This window comes from Chromatocurvus halotolerans (assembly GCF_004340525.1).
Lineage (GTDB): Bacteria > Pseudomonadota > Gammaproteobacteria > Pseudomonadales > Halieaceae > Chromatocurvus > Chromatocurvus halotolerans.
In genome coordinates, this window is record NZ_SLWX01000015.1 from 1 (window position 1) to 17,729 (window position 17,729).

The 17,729-nt window shown below is 56.1% G+C and carries 21 protein-coding genes; 9 read left to right on the forward strand and 12 right to left on the reverse strand.

Going from position 1 to position 17,729, the window contains the following annotated elements:
* The first annotated feature begins 133 nt into the window (after nucleotides 1-133).
* Nucleotides 134-565, forward strand: a complete 432-nt coding sequence (locus tag EV688_RS13840) for a transposase (RefSeq protein ID WP_279388121.1) — start codon at nucleotides 134-136, stop codon at nucleotides 563-565.
* 981 nt (nucleotides 566-1,546) lie between these two features.
* Here EV688_RS13840 and EV688_RS13845 read toward each other — a convergent pair.
* The 11 genes from EV688_RS13845 to EV688_RS13885 all read right to left on the reverse strand — a co-directional run bounded on the left by EV688_RS13845 (nucleotide 1,547) and on the right by EV688_RS13885 (nucleotide 9,609).
* Nucleotides 1,547-2,272 (reverse strand): HNH endonuclease, encoded by a 726-nt coding sequence (locus EV688_RS13845; protein ID WP_117319704.1) that lies wholly within the window; start codon nucleotides 2,270-2,272, stop codon nucleotides 1,547-1,549.
* Nucleotides 2,273-2,519: 247 nt separating this feature from the next.
* Nucleotides 2,520-2,714, reverse strand: coding sequence for a hypothetical protein (locus EV688_RS13850; protein ID WP_117319703.1), 195 nt, complete (start codon nucleotides 2,712-2,714; stop codon nucleotides 2,520-2,522).
* A complete protein-coding gene (locus EV688_RS13855; protein WP_117319702.1) occupies nucleotides 2,714-3,073 on the reverse strand; it encodes a hypothetical protein in 360 nt (119 codons plus the stop codon). The genes EV688_RS13850 and EV688_RS13855 overlap by 1 nt, the downstream gene beginning before the upstream one ends.
* A gap of 126 nt (nucleotides 3,074-3,199) precedes the next feature.
* The gene (locus EV688_RS13860) at nucleotides 3,200-4,378 is read right to left on the reverse strand and encodes a tyrosine-type recombinase/integrase (protein WP_117319701.1); all 1,179 of its coding nucleotides are present in this window, start codon (nucleotides 4,376-4,378) and stop codon (nucleotides 3,200-3,202) included.
* 78 nt (nucleotides 4,379-4,456) lie between these two features.
* A complete protein-coding gene (locus tag EV688_RS13865) occupies nucleotides 4,457-6,475 on the reverse strand; it encodes a bifunctional DNA primase/polymerase (protein WP_162884016.1) in 2,019 nt (672 codons plus the stop codon).
* A gap of 96 nt (nucleotides 6,476-6,571) precedes the next feature.
* Nucleotides 6,572-7,252, reverse strand: a complete 681-nt coding sequence (locus EV688_RS13870; protein ID WP_117319699.1) for a hypothetical protein — start codon at nucleotides 7,250-7,252, stop codon at nucleotides 6,572-6,574.
* Nucleotides 7,253-7,483: 231 nt separating this feature from the next.
* Nucleotides 7,484-7,747, reverse strand: coding sequence for a hypothetical protein (locus EV688_RS13875; protein ID WP_117319698.1), 264 nt, complete (start codon nucleotides 7,745-7,747; stop codon nucleotides 7,484-7,486).
* 63 nt (nucleotides 7,748-7,810) lie between these two features.
* The gene (locus tag EV688_RS17470; protein WP_162884015.1) at nucleotides 7,811-7,984 is read right to left on the reverse strand and encodes a hypothetical protein; all 174 of its coding nucleotides are present in this window, start codon (nucleotides 7,982-7,984) and stop codon (nucleotides 7,811-7,813) included.
* A 2-nt stretch (nucleotides 7,985-7,986) separates the two neighbouring features.
* A complete protein-coding gene (locus EV688_RS17475; protein ID WP_162884014.1) occupies nucleotides 7,987-8,163 on the reverse strand; it encodes a hypothetical protein in 177 nt (58 codons plus the stop codon).
* 218 nt (nucleotides 8,164-8,381) lie between these two features.
* Nucleotides 8,382-8,927 (reverse strand): hypothetical protein, encoded by a 546-nt coding sequence (locus EV688_RS13880; protein WP_117319697.1) that lies wholly within the window; start codon nucleotides 8,925-8,927, stop codon nucleotides 8,382-8,384.
* A gap of 139 nt (nucleotides 8,928-9,066) precedes the next feature.
* A complete protein-coding gene (locus tag EV688_RS13885) occupies nucleotides 9,067-9,609 on the reverse strand; it encodes a JAB domain-containing protein (RefSeq protein ID WP_117319696.1) in 543 nt (180 codons plus the stop codon).
* Nucleotides 9,610-9,797: 188 nt separating this feature from the next.
* Here EV688_RS13885 and EV688_RS13890 point away from each other — a divergent pair, with 188 nt between their 5' ends.
* The 4 genes from EV688_RS13890 to EV688_RS13905 all read left to right on the forward strand — a co-directional run bounded on the left by EV688_RS13890 (nucleotide 9,798) and on the right by EV688_RS13905 (nucleotide 13,129).
* On the forward strand, nucleotides 9,798-10,277 hold the full coding sequence (locus tag EV688_RS13890; RefSeq protein ID WP_117319695.1) for a hypothetical protein: 480 nt from the start codon (nucleotides 9,798-9,800) through the stop codon (nucleotides 10,275-10,277).
* A 9-nt stretch (nucleotides 10,278-10,286) separates the two neighbouring features.
* Entirely contained in the window at nucleotides 10,287-11,114 is an 828-nt protein-coding gene (locus EV688_RS13895) for a tellurite resistance TerB family protein (protein WP_117319694.1), read from the forward strand.
* Nucleotides 11,115-11,621: 507 nt separating this feature from the next.
* A complete protein-coding gene (locus tag EV688_RS13900; protein ID WP_117319693.1) occupies nucleotides 11,622-11,909 on the forward strand; it encodes a hypothetical protein in 288 nt (95 codons plus the stop codon).
* 63 nt (nucleotides 11,910-11,972) lie between these two features.
* A protein-coding gene (locus tag EV688_RS13905) for an IS3 family transposase (protein WP_117319692.1) occupies nucleotides 11,973-13,129 on the forward strand; the annotation gives its coding sequence in 2 pieces (ribosomal slippage) (nucleotides 11,973-12,213 and nucleotides 12,213-13,129; 1,158 coding nt in all).
* A gap of 281 nt (nucleotides 13,130-13,410) precedes the next feature.
* On the opposite strand, the gene EV688_RS13910 is transcribed toward EV688_RS13905, so the two are convergent.
* A complete protein-coding gene (locus tag EV688_RS13910; RefSeq protein ID WP_131917675.1) occupies nucleotides 13,411-14,256 on the reverse strand; it encodes a hypothetical protein in 846 nt (281 codons plus the stop codon).
* 415 nt (nucleotides 14,257-14,671) lie between these two features.
* Here EV688_RS13910 and EV688_RS13915 point away from each other — a divergent pair, with 415 nt between their 5' ends.
* The 4 genes from EV688_RS13915 (at nucleotide 14,672) to EV688_RS13930 (ending at nucleotide 17,564) form a co-directional block, all read left to right on the forward strand.
* Nucleotides 14,672-15,010, forward strand: coding sequence for a transposase (locus EV688_RS13915; RefSeq protein ID WP_276309910.1), 339 nt, complete (start codon nucleotides 14,672-14,674; stop codon nucleotides 15,008-15,010).
* Between the two features lie 299 nt (nucleotides 15,011-15,309).
* Nucleotides 15,310-16,644 (forward strand): tyrosine-type recombinase/integrase, encoded by a 1,335-nt coding sequence (locus tag EV688_RS13920; protein WP_117319368.1) that lies wholly within the window; start codon nucleotides 15,310-15,312, stop codon nucleotides 16,642-16,644.
* 188 nt (nucleotides 16,645-16,832) lie between these two features.
* Entirely contained in the window at nucleotides 16,833-17,213 is a 381-nt protein-coding gene (locus EV688_RS13925; protein ID WP_131917677.1) for a hypothetical protein, read from the forward strand.
* Between the two features lie 147 nt (nucleotides 17,214-17,360).
* Nucleotides 17,361-17,564 carry a helix-turn-helix domain-containing protein gene (locus tag EV688_RS13930; RefSeq protein ID WP_117319366.1) on the forward strand — a complete coding sequence of 68 codons (204 nt, stop codon included), beginning with the start codon at nucleotides 17,361-17,363 and terminating at the stop codon, nucleotides 17,562-17,564.
* Nucleotides 17,565-17,729 lie beyond the last annotated feature (165 nt).

A 17,729-nucleotide genomic window follows, 5' to 3' on the forward strand; every position in this document is an offset into this window, starting at 1 on the left:
GTGACTTGCGGGAAATCGTTGCAACCGTCCGTGCGTTGGTACCGCCCAAGGCAAAATAGTCACGCTGGCAACGACGTCTTGGAATGACCGGTTACGGTTCGGGGGCCGCACTGACGACAACACTGTCAGTGGGTTGCTGGCCCGCGATGGGCGACACTCCCTCGCTTCGACGCCAATCGAGAACCTCGGTAAATACCTCGAAGAGTTTCCGGTGCTGAACGCCCTGTACGACGCCAAGCAACGCCTCAACCGGCTGCTGCTCCTGAAAACCTTGACGAGAAAACGGGCGAAAAAGGCACTGCCCAAGCTGCTCACATTGATCGACCAGCTACATGCCAGCCCGCTTCACGCGCTGGCAAAGACACTGACATCCTGGCTGGAGCCAATCGCCGCCATGTGGCGTTTCTCGAAGAGCAATGGGGTGACTGAGGGCTACCATACCAAGATGGAAATGATGACCAGGAGGGCTTACGGATTCAGGAATTTTGAGAACTATCGATTGAGAGTCTTAACCCATTGTGGATGGGCGGTGCGGCGTCCCGATGGCATCATTAACCGCGTTTAGTGAAAACCGGTGCATCCCCCGTTAAGTGGGTAGAGCCCATGCTCCGGAGTCGGCGGGTGATCGCTATAAAAATCAATAAGATGGTGGGCCCAGTAGGACTTGAACCTACGACCAATCGATTATGAGGATGGGGGAGATGCCCGAGCGGCCTCTGAAAGACCAAGAAACGTAAGGGATTCTTCTGGCACTCCCAGCCTCGCGGTCCGAAACCGAACGTATACCGAACCTGGCCTGGATCGGTTTTCCGCTGCTGTAGCCGTAAGCCGAAGACGGGTAAGGCGTTCTCAAAACCGAACACCGAACCAGATCCGAATGGGCGAGACCGTATGTCCGCTTTCGGCCATTGACAGACATTCTGCCTTTGCATTGCTCCGTGCTCGCCGGAGTGTCGTGTGCAAAAATGCGGCTGGATCAAGGGAGTGCATATTGGAGTACGATGCCGCTAGGTGAGGACACATACGACCCTGGGAACACATGACTAGAAGTGGAAGAGGAAATCGGCGTATACCTACGCTTGTCGTGGGAATGATCTTGACGCTTGTCGCGTTTGTGCACTACTACGTGTTTTACGTTCGCCCGTTCAATGCCCTATCTGATCGCGAAATAAGTCTGATAAGGGAGGCGGTCGTTGTATGCGTAGATATGCCTCTAATTGATTGGATGCCCCTGCGATTCACACCAATCGAAGATGAGAAAGGGATCATGACAGCAATCGGCGCCTCAGTTTTCTACGGCGTAACGCTATACCGAATCAATCTACGCACAACGGGCGGACGCCTTCAGGGTTGTTCGATAGAGTTTTCCCCTGGGGCTGTCGATGAGCCGGTGACCGAATACACTGCATGAATCGAAAATACGGATCCCCTCCGTGAACGCAACACGAATGGCAGACTTGGGTCGGAAGCGGACATCTCATGTCATTTTGCGAACATCTACCTCGCGCCATGATCGGACGGCGTTGTAGCAGAGGAACGTAAATGGCTACCCGAGCACGACTTCCTGTAGCTCGTCGATTGACAGCCAGTGCTTGCCCCTATGCACCATACGATGACAGTTGGCACAGAGCACCACGAGATCAGACAATTTTGTCTTCTGCCCTGGACGCAGCTGGCTCACCGGGACTGTGTGATGACATTCAATGAAGCTCCGACCTCGCTCACCGTATTTTTCCTCGTAGTCAAAACCACACGCTTCGCAGGCAAGCTTGCCAGTAGCCTTCCTTACTGCTTCTTTTTTCTTGTTTATGATCCCCACGTTCCGCTCTCGCGTTCGATGCGTCCGAATAAGTAGCTTCCCTTCCACCGCCTCGTGGTCAAGGTCATCAGGTTCATCTGTAACAGCGATCGGCTCGTCTGACATAGCTCCGTCATAAATTGCGGCTGCGGCTTCGCGTAGCGACTTGAGATCATCACCATAGGCCTCAAAAACCTCTCGGTCCTTTGCTGAAGCTGACGCCAGTCCCGCACCGTCATATGCCGGGTCGAGTGACTTGAAATTCATGAGCTTCATGTAAACGCCGTTAGGGTTCCGGTAATCGCCACTGACGGCATTTCCCAAGCGCTTCGCCAGCTTGCGCAGTGTTGAGGAAAGTTCAGCGACTTCCGACGATTGCTTGTCAGGAATCGATGGGGAGTGTTCAAAGTAGAAATCTAAGGCGAGAATGATTTCATCGTAGTCCCACGGAGGGTTGCGTTTTATTTCGGACATTTCCAAGACTTTGCTGGCGCCTACGAGGACTCATCAGTGGACCACTTTCCGGGCCGACGAAGCAAGTTTTCAGAGCGACGAAATTCGTGCGGTTACGCAACGATCCCGTGGTTTCCACGGCTTCGCGGCCGGCCACTTATGGCGAAAGCGGAAATGGCTTTAAAGGATTCCGACAGTATACCTCAGGCCGAAATTGATCATCCGCGGCCGGAAGCAACGAATGACCGCTTTTGATTGCGCTGAAGCTTCAGTCAGGAAAACGCTCCCGACACTGGCGCACAATGGCCTTTACACTATTGACGGTTGACGGATCCAGCGCCTCCGTCATTTTTTCCACGCATTCCGTCCGTTGCTTAGACGCATCAGGTCCTAGCAGGTAGTAGCCCGTCGCTGAAGCGCCCGCCGTGGCGAGCAGGGTCAGCAGTATCCACAATGCTGGCATCAGATTTCCTCCTCTATGCAAACAGGTTGTCCGTGAAAGACAGCACAGCGCCGGGCTGAAGCTGACGGGTCGTGGCTGGCAGTCGGGTCAGAATCGTCTATACAGAAGGCCTCACCCCGGTATATGGAGCACTTCGTTCTTCCGCCATTGGGAAGGTGGCCCGCCACCACTACCCCTGCCTCTGGCGTTGGGTTGTAGAAGTCGATAATGACCCTCAGGGCGTCTGGGCCGAGTAAGGCGATCCCCACTGCCGCGACCAGTTCCACCGCAATGATTGCGCTGGCGAGAATGCCGATACGACGCAGCCAGGCGATCATGCCGCGACCGCAGCGTTGCATTTGATGGGTAGATCCGTTCATGAATACCTCCGTGAGGGGTTGGAAAAGAAGGGTCTCCCGCCCGCGATAGGCATTTGCCGCGTGCAATCAACTATGCAAGATTGGCCAGGGGGGAGGATAGGGGCCCCATTGCGAGGCCCGGTGTGACTACTTCGGCATGGACTGACTGATCAAGTCGCCAGCGCTGTTCGCAGCCCGTTGCAGGCTGTCATTCGATAGGTGGGCATAGCGCATCGTCACCTTCGGGTCTGAGTGACCCAGGGACTGTTGCACCTCGAACAGCGAATGCCCGGAGTTGATCAGCATGGAGGCATAAGAGTGCCGCAGATCGTGGAGCCTGAAGTTCTCCAGGCCAGCCTGCGTGCGGATTCCGCACCAGACCTTGTTGATGGTGCCAAGGGGACCACATTTGCCGACGAACAACCGATCGCTCGTGCGGCGTTTCGGGAGGGCCTCAAGCTCATCGAGAACACCCAGAGCGATGCTATTGAGCGCTACCGACCGTCGCTTTTTCGACTTGCTGTTCGTTGCCTGAATCAGCCACGTACCGCGGTCACGATCGATATCCGACCATTGCGCAGACAGGGCTTCACCTACACGGGCTCCCGTGGCCAGTAACCACAGTATGGCGCAGCAGACAGGCCGGTTCGGATGCTGCTTCAAGACCGTCAAGAGCCGTTGCAGCTCGTCCTGGGTGAGATAGCGCTCGATCTGGTTGTCTGCATTGAACTGCTTCACCTTGGCGGCCGGGTTCTCTCCCAATAGCCCCCAGTCCACGGCCAGATTCAGCGCGTGGCGGAGCAGCTTGAGGTGGTGATCCGCCGTCGCCGGTTTCATGCCCTCATCAAGTAGCTCATCGTGGAACTGCTGAACCGCATGCCGGGTGATCTTGTTGATGGGCGTTACACCAAATCGGTCACTGAGACGCAGGCGCTGCATGTCGGCGTCGTTCTTCCAGGTGCGTTTGGCCTGCTTTGCATGCGGCAGGTAGCTGTCCTCGAAGAACCGGTTCCAGGTAGGTACCGCCTTGCGCTGGCGCGTTTCTGCTTGCGGGTCAGCCCCCAGAGCGATTTCGGCTTTCAATCGCGTTGCACGATGTCGGGCCTCCTTGAGGGACAGTTCCTGGGAGTTACCCAGCTTTCGATGACAAGTCTTGGCCTCAGGATTTTTGTAGCGCAGGTACAGCGTACCCTGGTCGGGGCAGGTATCGCGCACCTCCAGATAGAGTCCGGGGATGGCGATGTCGCAGTACTCGACGCGCCGTTTACCTGTCGGGCAGGGTGGCGGCTTGTCGAGGTGTTTCTGGGTCAGGCGGATTTTAGGCATGAGGATTCCTCCGTATTGCCGGGTTGGTCTAGTGATCGGCCGGGACGTGCCGGCCATGGATAGCGTGTTGGGTGTGTGCTAGTTGCTGCCGGTGCCGCCCGTGGTATCGTCGGGCTTCAGCACGGCGTAGGTCTGAAGTCCGCGCTCCCCCTTGGTCACGGTCCATCGATGCCGCGTGGGGTCGGTACCTTGCAGCGCATCGATCGTCGCCCGCACCTTCTTCTGCCCATATTGCGTATCGATCGCGACCGCTTCGATGAGAGCTTGCTTGGAGGTCCTGCCGCGCTGTATATGCTCAATGATCGCGTTCACAAGATCTTCAGGGTGCTCTGCTCGTGTGGACACATCGGCCTGTAATGCTGCGATGTCGGCCTTGGGGATGCGTTCCACGGATTCGAGCAGTTGGGCGTAGGATAGATCATCACCTGCAATGCTGTACTGGAATGCGGCGACGCGGTCAGCTGGACCCCGGTTCTTGATGTTCTCGAAGCGGACGGTACGGTAATCCTCTGTCTCGTTGAGATGATCGATCACGAAGGCGCAGTCGGCATCGTCGACGAAATCAGACGTACCAGCAGGTACGAGCCGGCCATCGTCGCCGCGATTCTTGTTTGTATGCGATAAAGCGAGGATCGTGCCGCCCTTGAGGACGAATTCCCTCGATGCAGTGCCGAACTCGCGCGCGGCGGTTTTGTCCATGAGACTGGTAAACTTCTTCAGGGTGTCGAGCACCACGACAATATCCCGTGCCTGGTCCTTCGCCGCCATTGTGCGCAGTAGCCTGAGCAGCATCTCCGGCCGGAAATCGTGGTGCCCAGGGGCGAGCACGTGGAAGCCATGTTCTTCCGCGAATTCGACCTTGCTCGTCAGGCCTGAGAAGGAGTCGTCTGCGTTGACGTAGTACACGTTGTCTGGGTCAACACGCTTCGCGTTAATCGCGTCGATGCACCCATGCATTGCCAGAAGCGTCTTCCCAGAATTGGGTTTGCCGAACCAGACCGTTAGCTGTCCCACACTGGCTAGCCCGTCGATGAAGAAAACATGGTCCTTCAGATCAGCCCGCATGATTTCGCTGTTTCCGCGTAATGAAAACTGCGCGAGCGGCACAGGTTCTCTGTTCTGCACGGAGTCTGAGGTCTGGGCAGCCTCTGAGAGCTCGGCAGCGGTGATTGTCGTGGCCGCCGGTTCCGATGGGTCAGGGAACTCACGAGCAATGACCGACAAATCAGCACCGTGGTTGCGGGCGATGTAGGCCACCGTGGCGAGCGTGAGGCGGCCGCCTGCATAGCGACGACAATGCACCCACTGCCGCATGATTTCCGCCCGACCCGGATACTTGGAGCCTCTTGACGACCATTCATCGAAGAGGACGAACGCCTCCTCACTGCCATTGCTCTCTGAGTACAGCGCGGCACACACGCGGAACCAGTCCTGGTACCCACAGTCGGCGTCAATGGCCGACAAAAGGGCGTTGACGCGTGGTATCGCGTGAAGAAAATCTTCGGATGGCTCACCGAACGCGGGTAGCTCGTGGTCACTGCCCGGCGTCGGGGCCATGTGCTCTCTCGGCGGTTCCTGGCCGTTATGGCGGAAGATTGCGTCGACCTGGTCCTGTGTGAGCGCCTGCAGGTCGTTGAAGTGGTCGATCTCATCGATCTCGATGCTCTTACCCGGTGATGGCGGCACTATTACCAACGCACGGCCAGTTTTTATGTCGCACCGTGTTGGAAACTGCTTCGTGTCAGGCGTGGCGGACTTCGCGAACACCCCATCGGCAAGTCGATAATAGTGATGCTCCCCGCGCCGGGTCTGGACGATAATGCCGGGCCTTATGTCGAGGCTGTCGCTGAGCTGATGTAGGGCGGCGACCCCCTCCGGCGTGTCGGCGTCGATGACAAACAATCCCCCCTCGGTCAGGACGCCCAGCCAATGCTCGGGGTGCCGTTCGAAATGGTGTCGTATCTTTTCCTCGTCAAGGTCTTGCTTCCACGGATCCCATTTGCAGGCGGGGTGCTTGGTGCTCGGGATGATGGGGATAGGGCAGAAGCCCCGGCGAAAGAGATCGAGTGCCGCTTGGCACGTTGCGCTGATTTGCATGGCAGTTCTCCTGTGTTGTTGGATCATTCGCCACACAGTTCACCAGCGCGCCTTGCACATCGGGAAAATCCCAACGGGATTCCCGAAAAAAACCTTCTATATCTTGTCGAGCTGCTTAAGCCCCTCTCCTATGGCACGAGATACATTGTCTGTGGATAAGCCGATTTCATACTCGTCGGATCGCAAGTGCCCAAGCCAGCTAGCCGCGATAGAGCTAAGATTCAGTTTGCCGGTCTGCTTAATGAGCCTGGGGTTGTTGGCTGCGAGATCACGAGCAGCGAGTGCGAGCATGCGCAGCAGTGTGCGGTCTCTGGCGGGCATCTGGGTGGGGTCGAGTTCTTGCGGTGGCGCGCTTTCTGCCGGTGAGTCTTCTTGCCCGAGTATTCCGTTGATCATTTTTGCTAGCGATGTGGAGGTGACTCGAGCCTGATACGGATCTTCGGGGATAGCTCCGATGAACGTGAGCACCGTCTTTTCACCGTTGCTTGCTCGATCAAGGTCGAGTGCTACCTCTTGCCAGAATTCGTGATCGAGGCGCTCGAGCTCACTACGCACGGCGTTGATGATGTCGCTCTCTGAGGCAGTCGATTCAAGAGCACCCTCGACGCTGATTGGCTCCAGCGGTTCTTTTGTGTGACCGGGTGTGGCCATCGCGATACTGTACTGCGCGTGCTGAGGTAGTAACTGTTTCAGCAGTTCCGAATTGAGTCCGCATCGCCTCAAGGCGTGGTCACGAATGAGCGCGTCCCGCCCCTCTTGCAGCGTTAATTCCAGCATTTTCTATCTCCGATCATGTAGAGCAGAAATCGTACTCAATGCGGGGCATTAGGGGTAGCTCTAGGAGTGGCAGATCTGCAAATCTGAAGAACTGCCGAACTGCCGCCCTTATCACTTCAGATTAATATAAACAGGTATAAAAAACTGAATGGTTAGGGGCGCCAAACCGTCGACGCCTTTGTCTTTTTCATTCACGAGTCCGGCAGATTTTCAGACTGGCAGCCCCCCTCCTCAGGGTAAATGCCTCGCGGATACTGGCGGCGCTTCCACTTCAACTTCGCTTACCCCCAGCTCCAGCCGCCGGATTTGGAGCCATAGCATCAGGTACTCCTCGAGCAGCCCGGCCGGCCAGTCCGCGTGCTCCGAATCCAGAATGGCAATCGCCATCTCTTCGTAGCGGTCATATAGGTCTTGCGGTGAATCGGGTTCCCCCGGAAGAAGCGCAACAGCTTCCTCCAGGCGAGCGCCGACCTCCGCCAATGAGCGGATAGTCATAGGGTCCTCCTTGATTAACGGTGGGTGGTTGAGTCTTTCAATGCCCAGGACGGGCAGGGAGGGTCAGAACTGCAGGGGGTAGTAGGGGTTATCGAATTCAGCGTTTGCGATCAGGTCCAGATCGCTAGCGGCCATAATGCGGGCCTGATCATTGACCACCTGAGCAAAATCCTCTGGATCAATTTCCCAGGCAGACACGATTTCCAGGGCTTCGGGGATGTAGGTTTCATAGTTCATAGTCATTGCTTCCTTTCGTAGTAGCGGTAGGCGAGGTAGGACAGGCCGCCCAGGGCAGCCAGCAGAACCAGGACGGGATACATCGACATCAGCAGAGCGCTAAAGGCGACGGTGAAGAACCACAGCGATCCCGACATGAAGCCGAGGACCACGGCGGCGAACAGCAGTAGTGACAGCATGGGTTTTCCTTGTGTTGAGTTGAGGGTTTGCGACGTACAGAGCGAGCACGGCGGCTCGACGGAAGGCATTGCGCCAGCCGGGTCGGTATAGGGTCGGTTTTCAGGGGGTGAGGGTTTGCCTGCGAGCTGGAGGCCTTGCGCCACCTGGGGTTATGGGTTCTTCAAAAGCCAGACCAACCGACTAGAGAGCTCTTGTTGATCGTGGGGTAAGTGACCGATCACTTCTCACCGGAGGTCCCGGCTTTTGCCTTAGTCATACCGGTGCCTGCTTTACCCCTTGCCTTGGCGCGAGGCTTGGCCGGTTTGCTATGGCCAGCCTTCGATCCCTCCATGACGGACAGGAAACCGGCGACATCACCAAGCTGGTAGTGCCGCTTTGATTCCGGGACGCGGTCCAGGACTTTCTCGGCAACCAGAGTGGCCAGGAGAAAGCTGGGGTTGTTGGCCGACCTGCCGACGAACAACTGGCGCAGGGCCATGGATGTGATCGGCTTGTCCTGTGGCCACGCCTCCAGAGCGTTCTGGATGGCCTGGAAGGGCACCCACTCATCACTGAAAAATCCGCCGCCGCTATTGCTGGCCAGGCGCCAGTGCAGGGCACCATCGGCATCAGTGCCAAGGTGGTAGCCCAGGGTGGCCTTGCCCTCCAGGGATTTACAGCTGCTCTTGCGCAACAAGGTGACGGTCGGGGTTTCGTCGGTTTTGACGGTGGGGGTTTCGGGGTTATTGGGGTTCTTTTCGGTCGTGCGAGATTGAGTTGCCATAGAGGCCTCCTGATAGTTGAGGTTGTGGGTTGTGTGAGCGCGATTGTCGCGCAGGGTTGTGCTGGCAAGCCGTTACCGGTCTGCCGAGAATGATGCGATAGGTGGGAAGGCCAGACCTGGCCTGGGGGAGTCCGTCGAGCTACAGCAGCCCCATTTCTGCGAAGGACGTGGTGCCACCCGTCGAGACAATGACGTGATCCAGTACGCGGACATCCATGAGCTGTAACGCCCGTTGCAGGCGTTCTGTGATGCGGCGATCGGCAGCGCTGGGCTCACTGACGCCGGAGGGATGGTTGTGTACCAGGATCACCGCTGCGGCATTGAGCTCCAGGCAGCGACGGACAACGACACGGGGATACACCGCTGCGCCATCAATGGTGCCCTGGAAGAGTCGCTCGAAAGCAATGACATGGTGCTGGGCTGTCAGGAACAGGCAGGCGAACTGCTCATCAGGCTCGCGACCGAGTTGTAGCTGACAGTACTGCCGGACACGGTTTGGGGACGTCAGGGCATCGCTGCGGATCAGGCGGGATTCCAGCAGGACGAGGGCCTTGTCGATGATGCGTTGTTGCGCTGGGGTCCAGGCATCGGGTAGAAAGGTCTCTGTGGACAGACCATCAGGGTCAATCGGGTCTTCAGGGTTGTTGGGGGGTGTTGCAGCAGAGCGAGGGGTAGTATTCATAGCGACCTCCGTTTAATAAACGATATGGGAATAAGAATCATTCCTATTTAGATACACACGAAACCGCTCTTTTAAATACCGCCTTGCGGGCGTGAGGCGGGAGAACCGCGGACGTAGATTCTGGTCTTAGCCACGGCCAGCGTGCCTGTGGTAAAAAAGGGCAAGTTTCGAACAGAGAGGCAGTTGCCGTGATCGCAGAAATTGTTCATCCCGACACCGGAGAGCGCTACACCGTGGATATCCCCACGCTCACGGAGCAGCACCTTGAACGAATGAAACAGGAGTACGCCAAGGACGTGCAGATAAAGGACTACCTCGAGAGTCTGCCCGTGTCCGCTGAAATCAAGGCGCTACTCTTTCGAATAACCAAATTCACGATAACCGTGGGTAACGCGATCATACGATTTGGTAAGCGCCTGCTTGAAATAGCGATGCTGTTGGTCAACAAGTATCCGCACGCTGGCTTGGGTGTGATTCTGGGTGCCCTTATCGCCAGCCTGATCGGCGCCATACCGCTACTGGGTCCCCCGTTGGCAGCTTTCCTGGGGCCATTGTTAATGCTCTTCGGCCTAGCGAAAGGCCTCTGGGATGATGTAAAAGCCCAGGAACCTCGTCTCGCTGGTGACATCCTCGCCTCGGAAGAAGTCTTTCAGCCGTTGGCTGGGTGACCGTAGACAATGACGATTGATGCTGAGCTGGAAGATTTCTTCGCCGCTGATATTCAGACCGTTGTTGCCGATTCAGATCGTTTCCGACGAAAACTAGAGATTGGTGGTGAAGCATTCGCCCTGCTCACCAGGGCCGAAAACACCAGCAGCTACGTCAACGCGCTTTCCGGTGGCGCCGGTGCTGCGGGGGCGACTTATGCCGCCTGGTGGTCGTCGCTTGGTGTGCTTGGCAAGATCGGCGCGGGGATCGGCATGGTATCTACACCCGTTGGTTGGGTGGGGGCAGCAGGCGCTGTCGGTGCTGGCACGTTCCTGTTAACACATCGGCTGCTTAGGAAGATGCGTCAAGCAACAACCGAAGAGATACCTCGGTTTATCAATACACCACTCGACGTGCTGGGAGTAAGTATCAGCGAAATCCTCGCACCGGTTCTCTGCAAGATTGTGTTGGCTGACGGTGAAGTAGCGGACCAAGAGATTTCGCGGGTGGAATCGTATCTTTGTGATGAATGGGGATACGACGAGAAGTATGTGAAATCCCTACTGGTTTTCGACGCAAAGCATGTCGCTGACTGGGACTGGAGTCAGCTGGGCGAGGCTATTGCCGGCCTGAGGTCAACGAAAGATGTCAAAGTCTCTGGCTTTGCGAGAGAGCTGGTGCGCATAGCGGAAGATGTGGCTGAGAGCGATGGCCGTGTTACGCAGAGTGAACGTGTTCAGCTGGCCCGGTTGCGGGATGCTGTTGGAGTCGACACACCGCGTAGTCTCTGGACTCGCGTGCGTGAAGCCATTAGGCGGTGCATTCAATATATTCGAGGGTTTCTGCGGCTGGCATAGGCTGCTGCGTTGCAGTCAACGATTCCGCTTCTAGCAAGAATTCTGAGATTCCGGCAAATCTTGGGCGTGCGTCCGGGCGCGGTGTGCGGGTTTGCACAAGAGCATTTATAGGCTTGGTAAATCTATGCCCACGATATAGTAGGCATGTCTTCGAGTCAGTAGCCCTCGCTCTTGTGGAAATAACGGCGACTGTCTCTGCAGTCCAGACGGTAATAGAAAACAGGTGGCATTTGGTTTTTCTACCGTGGCCTATTTACGGCAGCAATACAGCAACCACCGAATGCAGCGCTTATGAAACGCCTGTGGTCAGTTTCCGGAAGATTTTTTACAATTTCGTTTCAGCAGTGCGATGCTTTTGAGGCATCCGGTTTTCCTCAATGACGGTTCCAGAACCATCCAGGCCTACCTTGCGAGTAACGGCTTTCACGAGCCTGGCAACTCGTGAACGTGCTCTGCAGCCCCAGAACGGGTAGCCTTACATCTCATTCTGATGTGTAGCCACGACCCATGAGTGTTAACCGTACATACCCCGATCCCGATGCGATTTCAGAAGAAGAGCAAGAACACGACAGCCGGATTGGCGCGAAGATGCACCTATTCCTTGAGCGCATGATTCGCGCTGCCCGTGAGGAGGAGGGTATCGACGAAGAACGCGCGGTTGATTTGATGTTATGCACTGCCGTGCGGTTTTATGCTGAGCGGCTTCCCACAAACCCAACAGATATAGCAGTCATGTGCCGATCTATTGCCGAAGAGGTGCTCAGTGGTGCAGATGGCGGGGACAGGCTGCATTGATTGGGTTCTACCCCGCTTTTACGGACACTTCAAAGAAGCCCATAATGGGCAAAAGGAGTGTTTATGTCCAAGCGAAGAAAGTATAGCCCCGAGTTCAAGCGCGGCGCCGTTGAACAGACGCGGCAACCGGGCGTCAGCTGCGCCCAGGTTGCCCGGGAACTGGGAATTGGCGGCAATGTCCTGACCCGCTGGGTCCGTGAAGCAGACTCCGCAGGCCGGCAAGTATTCGGCGGTACCGGAACTCCCAGGGATGAAGAAGTCGCCCAGCTCAAGCGGGAACTCTCACGGGTAGAGAAGGAACGCGATTTTTTGCGCGAAGCGGCAACGTTCTTTGCAAAGGAGTCGTCCTGAAGTATCAGGCGATTCAACGTTGTCGCAGCGAGTTTCCTCTAAGCATGATGTGTCGATGCCTCAAGGTATCACCGAGTGGTTACTATGATTGGGAATCACGGTTACCCAGTGACCGGCAGTCGGACAATGCGCGCTTGATGTCGCGTATTCGCCAGATCCACGAGGATAGCCAGGGTGCGATCGGCGTGCCGCGCATGCACGACGACCTTACGCATGAAGGAGAAACAGCGAGCAGGAACCGCATCGCTCGCCTGATGGCGTCTGAAGGGCTTCAGGGTTGGCCACGACGAAAGAAGCGCGGCCAGAGGGCAAAGCCGGCGCTGTCGCCGCCGGGGATCGAGAATCGGCTGAATCGTGACTTCAGTGCGCTGGAGCCTGAAACCAAGTGGGTGACTGACATTACGGAGATCCCTACGGGCGAGGGCAAACGGTTTCTATGCGTCGTCATTGATCTGTTCAACAAACTGGTGGTCGGTTGGTCAATGCACCACCGGCAGGATCGACAAATGGTAATACGCGCGGTCGAGATGGCCGTGTGGCAACGCCAGGACAAGGGCTCTGTCGTTCTACATTCGGACAGGGGCAGTCAATTTCGAAGCGGTGATTACCAGCGGTTCCTGAAACAGAACGCGTTAATCAGTTCCATGAGCGCAGTCGGTCACTGCGGCGACAACGCGGCCTGTGAAGGTTTCTTCGGCGTGCTCAAGCGTGAGCGTGTAAACCGGAAAAAATATCGCACACGGGATATCGCCAGGTCTGATGTGTTCGACTACATTGAGCGTTTTCACAATCCGCGAAAGCGGCGAAGAGTGGCCAAGCTCGATCTTGAGTACTCAGCCGTTTTAGAAACGTCCGTAGAAGCGGGGTAGAACCCGTTTCTCGCTGCAGCTTGCCCAAGGCGCCGTGAACGAGCTGATACGCGCGCTGACGCGATACTCCCACCTCAGCACATGCGGTCGAAGGTTTTACCCTCCATGCGCAGTTCCATGGCTTGCGTGCGTCGCTCGTGATAATAATTTGAGCAGGTCTCTGTTCGCCTGGCCAGCGAGGCTAAAAGCGATGGATCCTTGGTGTTGACTTGCGCAATCTTTTTTACATCGCCAAAAACCCCGTAGCTAGCCAGGCTATTCCAACCATAGCGCAAACAGTGTCAACGACGCTCGCGCGCTATACTTGTTCCGACCAAACCCAACAGCAGTAAAGCTAAGGTGCCGGGCGTTGGCACAGTTGAAAAGAGCGCTGCTTGAGAAAAAACAACGTCGGTACCTTTACCCTTACCGCTGGCATTCACTACAAACTTCGAAACGTCACCGAATTCTGGGGAGACGAAACCTGTGATACTAGACGTGTCAATTCGAAGCAGCGCGTCATAGTTCACAAGAAACTGCAGGCTGCTGTAGCGCCGGTCAAGTGCGTCGCTTGTATCACCAGACACTACAGCAAAACTGCGCAAGGCAGGGGTAAACGTTTGGCCCTGAGGAGCAAACTGGCCCGACGAGCGCGTCGAGGCACCTATTGATCCCGGTCCGCCGCCAGAAGTACTAGCACTGCCATCATTGCCGTCAAGCGTCGAGGCCGGAGTCCAATTGCCTGTACCACCGAAATCGAGTTTAAAAAAAGCGGTCGTCAGTTCCTGTGTGTCCGGGGAGGCATCATTGATGCCTAAACCTATGATTCGGTCGCCAGTCATCCAACTGCCAGTCACAAGGGTTCCAGTGTCGCTTCCTCGGACGTCATCCGTCGAATTGGCATTGAAACTGTCGCTCGCTGACAAAACAAAGGTAGTGAAATAGGTGTCGAAGTCTGTCGGTTCGCTACCATTGGCTAAGCGTGAAAAAATGACATTTTCAGAGTCGCGCGAGTTGCCAATCAGAGTCCAACCATCAGCGGCAGAGTCGCCGGTTAGTATGGCCGCTCCTAAAGCGCTGCCCGCGTAAGCTACGGTGGCCATAGCACAAAATATAGGAATTAAAGGTCGTATTGAGAATTTCATCATTTAGCTTTGCTCCTAGCTTTGCTCTGAAATTAAGTTGCTACCTTCTGAGTTATCCACGTATAAATTACGTGGGCAGCCTAGATGCAGAGTTCATGCCGAAACCCATAAAGGTAAGGAAAACCAATGTGATAAAAATTTCGTGTACATTAGTTTCGTGGTGTTTCTTACATCGTGTAAAAAATCTAGACACTTAATTCAAGACAGTCAGATTGATCATTGATCTGGTTTTGCGGGGATTGTTCGTAATGGATCCACAAACCCCGCCCTTCCTTGAATAAGGCTATCGGCGGGCTCGTGGCACCTAAACCTGGAACTGCCGATATCAGACCCAAGGAATGAACGATTCGTTAGCATGGCGGAGGCGGAGGCGGAGGCGGATCGTGCCGTTTACGCTGATGGAAAGTTTATGCGAGCGATGTTCTGGAAGTTGTGGGCGTTGGTCTTTGCTGGACCCGTACTTCTCGGGGTTGAGTCCAGCGCTCAGACAAGCTACCGCCGTAGCACAGACGAATACGTTAAGTGGGTAGAACCGCTACATGCCAGCCCGCTTCACGCGCTGGCAAAGACACTGACATCCTGGCTGGAGCCCATCGCCGCTATGTGGCGTTTCTCGAAGAGCAATGGAGTCACTGAGGGTTACCATACCAAGATGGAAATGATGACCAGGAGGGCATACGGATTCAGGAATTTCGAGAACTATCGACTGAGGGTGTTAACCCATTGTGGATGGGATGGCATCATCAACCGGGTTTAGTGAAAACCGGTGCATCCCCCGTTAAGTGGGTAGAGCCCATTATTAACCGCGTTTAATGAAAACCGGTGCATCCCCCGTTAAGTGGGTAGAGCCTCAAAAAGATGGTGGGCCCAGTAGGACTTGAACCTACGACCAATCGATTATGAGTCATATTGGGCGTTGATTTCTCTACATTCTTCAAGATACCGCTAGATTAATAAATGCCGTAGATACAATCATTTATATGGTTTCTCGGGTTTACGTCGGTTGCCCTTAATGCGCTACAATTCCTCTACAAAGTAGCACAGAGGTAGCACGGCGTGACGCACTCGACCCGGTTTCGGTTTACCAAGGCAGCCATTGATCGATGGCCAACACCTGACAAGCGCACCCGGATTCGGGACGAGGCACTCCCCGGACTGATCCTGGAGCTGTCCCCTTCAGGCACTCGGACATTCCGCGTATACAAGAAGCGCAAGGGCGACACGACGGCGATCAGCGTCACGCTGGGCCGATATCCGGGCATGACTATCGAGCAAGCGCGCAAGGCCGCAATCGAAGCCCTAAAGGAGCTCAACAGCGGCGCAAACCCTAACGAGGAGGCTCGAGTCCGGCGGAAGGCGCGAATCACGCTCAGAGAGGTGTACGCGGATTACGCGAACTGCAAGGGGCTAAAGGAGAGTACCCGCCGGGGCTACGACACAAACGTTCGCACCTATCTCAATGAATTCGCGGATCGCCCGCTGTCGGCGTTGGATGAATCGGCAGTGAAGCGTCTGCACCAATCGATCAGCCGGCGCAGCCCCGCCCAGGCGGATCTGGTGATGCGCTTCGCGCGGGCGCTTTTTAACTTCGCCAAGTACGAATATCGCGGTCCCAATGGGCGCTTCTTGTTCGAGCACAACCCCATCGCGATCCTTAATCACCAGAAGCTCTGGAACCGGGTACCGAGGCGCAACACCTGCCTGACTCGCGGGCAGTTGCCAGGCTGGTTTGATGCCCTGGACGCATTGCGTGGCCTTGGGCCTTATCAATGCGCAGTGTGCGATCTCGCGGAGGTGGCGCTGCTCACCGGCTTGCGTCGGAGCGAGTTGATGGAACTCACCTGGGCGCAAGTGAATCTCGACGAGGGCCGCTTTTTTATCAGTCGCACGAAAAATGGCGAACCGCTCGAGCTTCCGATCACGACGCACTTGGACGCAATCTTAAGACGGCGCCGTGACGCCTCGTTCGACCACCTTGGCTTCGTGTTCAATGCTCCGAATGCGCTTGGAAGGCTCCAAGACCCGCGTAAGGCGCTATCGAAGATAGCCGAACACGCTGGCGTCGGCTTTACCCTGCATGACTTGCGTCGCACGTTCACGACGACCGCCGAGAGTCTTAACGTGGGTACCTACACCATCAAACGATTGCTGAATCATCGGACGCGGCGCGATGACGTAACCGCCGGCTACTTGGTCTTGACGCCGGAAGAACTGCGGCAGCCGGCCCAGCGCATCGCTGACGCCATCATGACCCACGCAGGGCGCTTTGATGCCGCAAGCGGTGGCATGGATGCCGCCTTGGAGGCGCTCGTTGCGGGGCTGTCCGAGGCGGATAAGCGGCGCCTGATCTTTGACCTTTCGGCGCAGCAACGTGTCAGTGAGGCCCTGTGATGAGCGCGCCGACCTACACGGAGACCTTGGCGCTGTTCGTGGGTTTGCCTAGCTGGACACTGCGCGCCGCGTGTGACCTCGCAGTAGGGCGGCTGCCGGGCACTCCGGACACCGGGGGGGCTCACCAAGAGGCGGTTTTACTCATACGCGAGGTTGCGCTCGGATGCGTTGGGGAAGGGCTCTCGGTCGTGAATGATGATGAACGTCCGCATTTACCGTTGCGAGTCGAGCCGCGCCAGTTCGCACACTGGGCTAGTAAATATGTCCCTGATTTGTTGCACGCCGATTTTCTGAGTCATACGGAGAGCTTGGTTGATTCAAACCTGATCGCCGAGGATGAGGGCAGGAAGCCTGACAGCCGGCAAGAAGCGAAATATCGGTGCCGCGGTTTAGCCGCCTACTTTTGGTCGCTCGAGCCCAAGGTCAATATTCGAGAGATGGCAGACCGGGATGAGCTTCGACGGTTCGGCTGCCCGGAAATGGACACCACGCATAGCCAGCGCCGCAGATGGATAAAGAATCTCGCGCCATCCAATAAGCCTGGACGTCCAAGAAAGCGCGAGTCATAAAATATACAAACTGAAGCCAAAACTATACATATTTCCCATATGGGAAAAGATGCTTTTTCTAAAGCCGCAATTTTTTTCTGATTGATTCTGATCGATCTTTCCTCCCGAACGCGCCAACGAGGCGCTTGGCATTGAGGAGGATTGCCTGTGAGTTCACTTGACCTAATCACCCCCGGCGACGTGGCTGAACTGCTCGGCATCAGCCAACAGACGCTCGCGGTGTGGCGTTGTAATGGCCGCTATGACTTGCCTTATGTGAAAGTCGGCCGCTACGTCCGGTATCGCCGCGATGATGTATCGGCTTTTGTGCAGCGTCGTTGCATCGGTGCTGGGGGGAAGAGCGATGGATAATCCCAACAATTCGCTAGGGGATCAGGAGGCAATGTATTCCCAAAAAAGCGGCGTTGGTGGGGTTTCTAAGGTGACCGCCTATTTACGTCGGAAAATGGTTCCCCCGGGTAATCCCGGGCCCGCACATCGGGATTTCGCTGGGAATCCGGAAGCATCGGGTAGCTC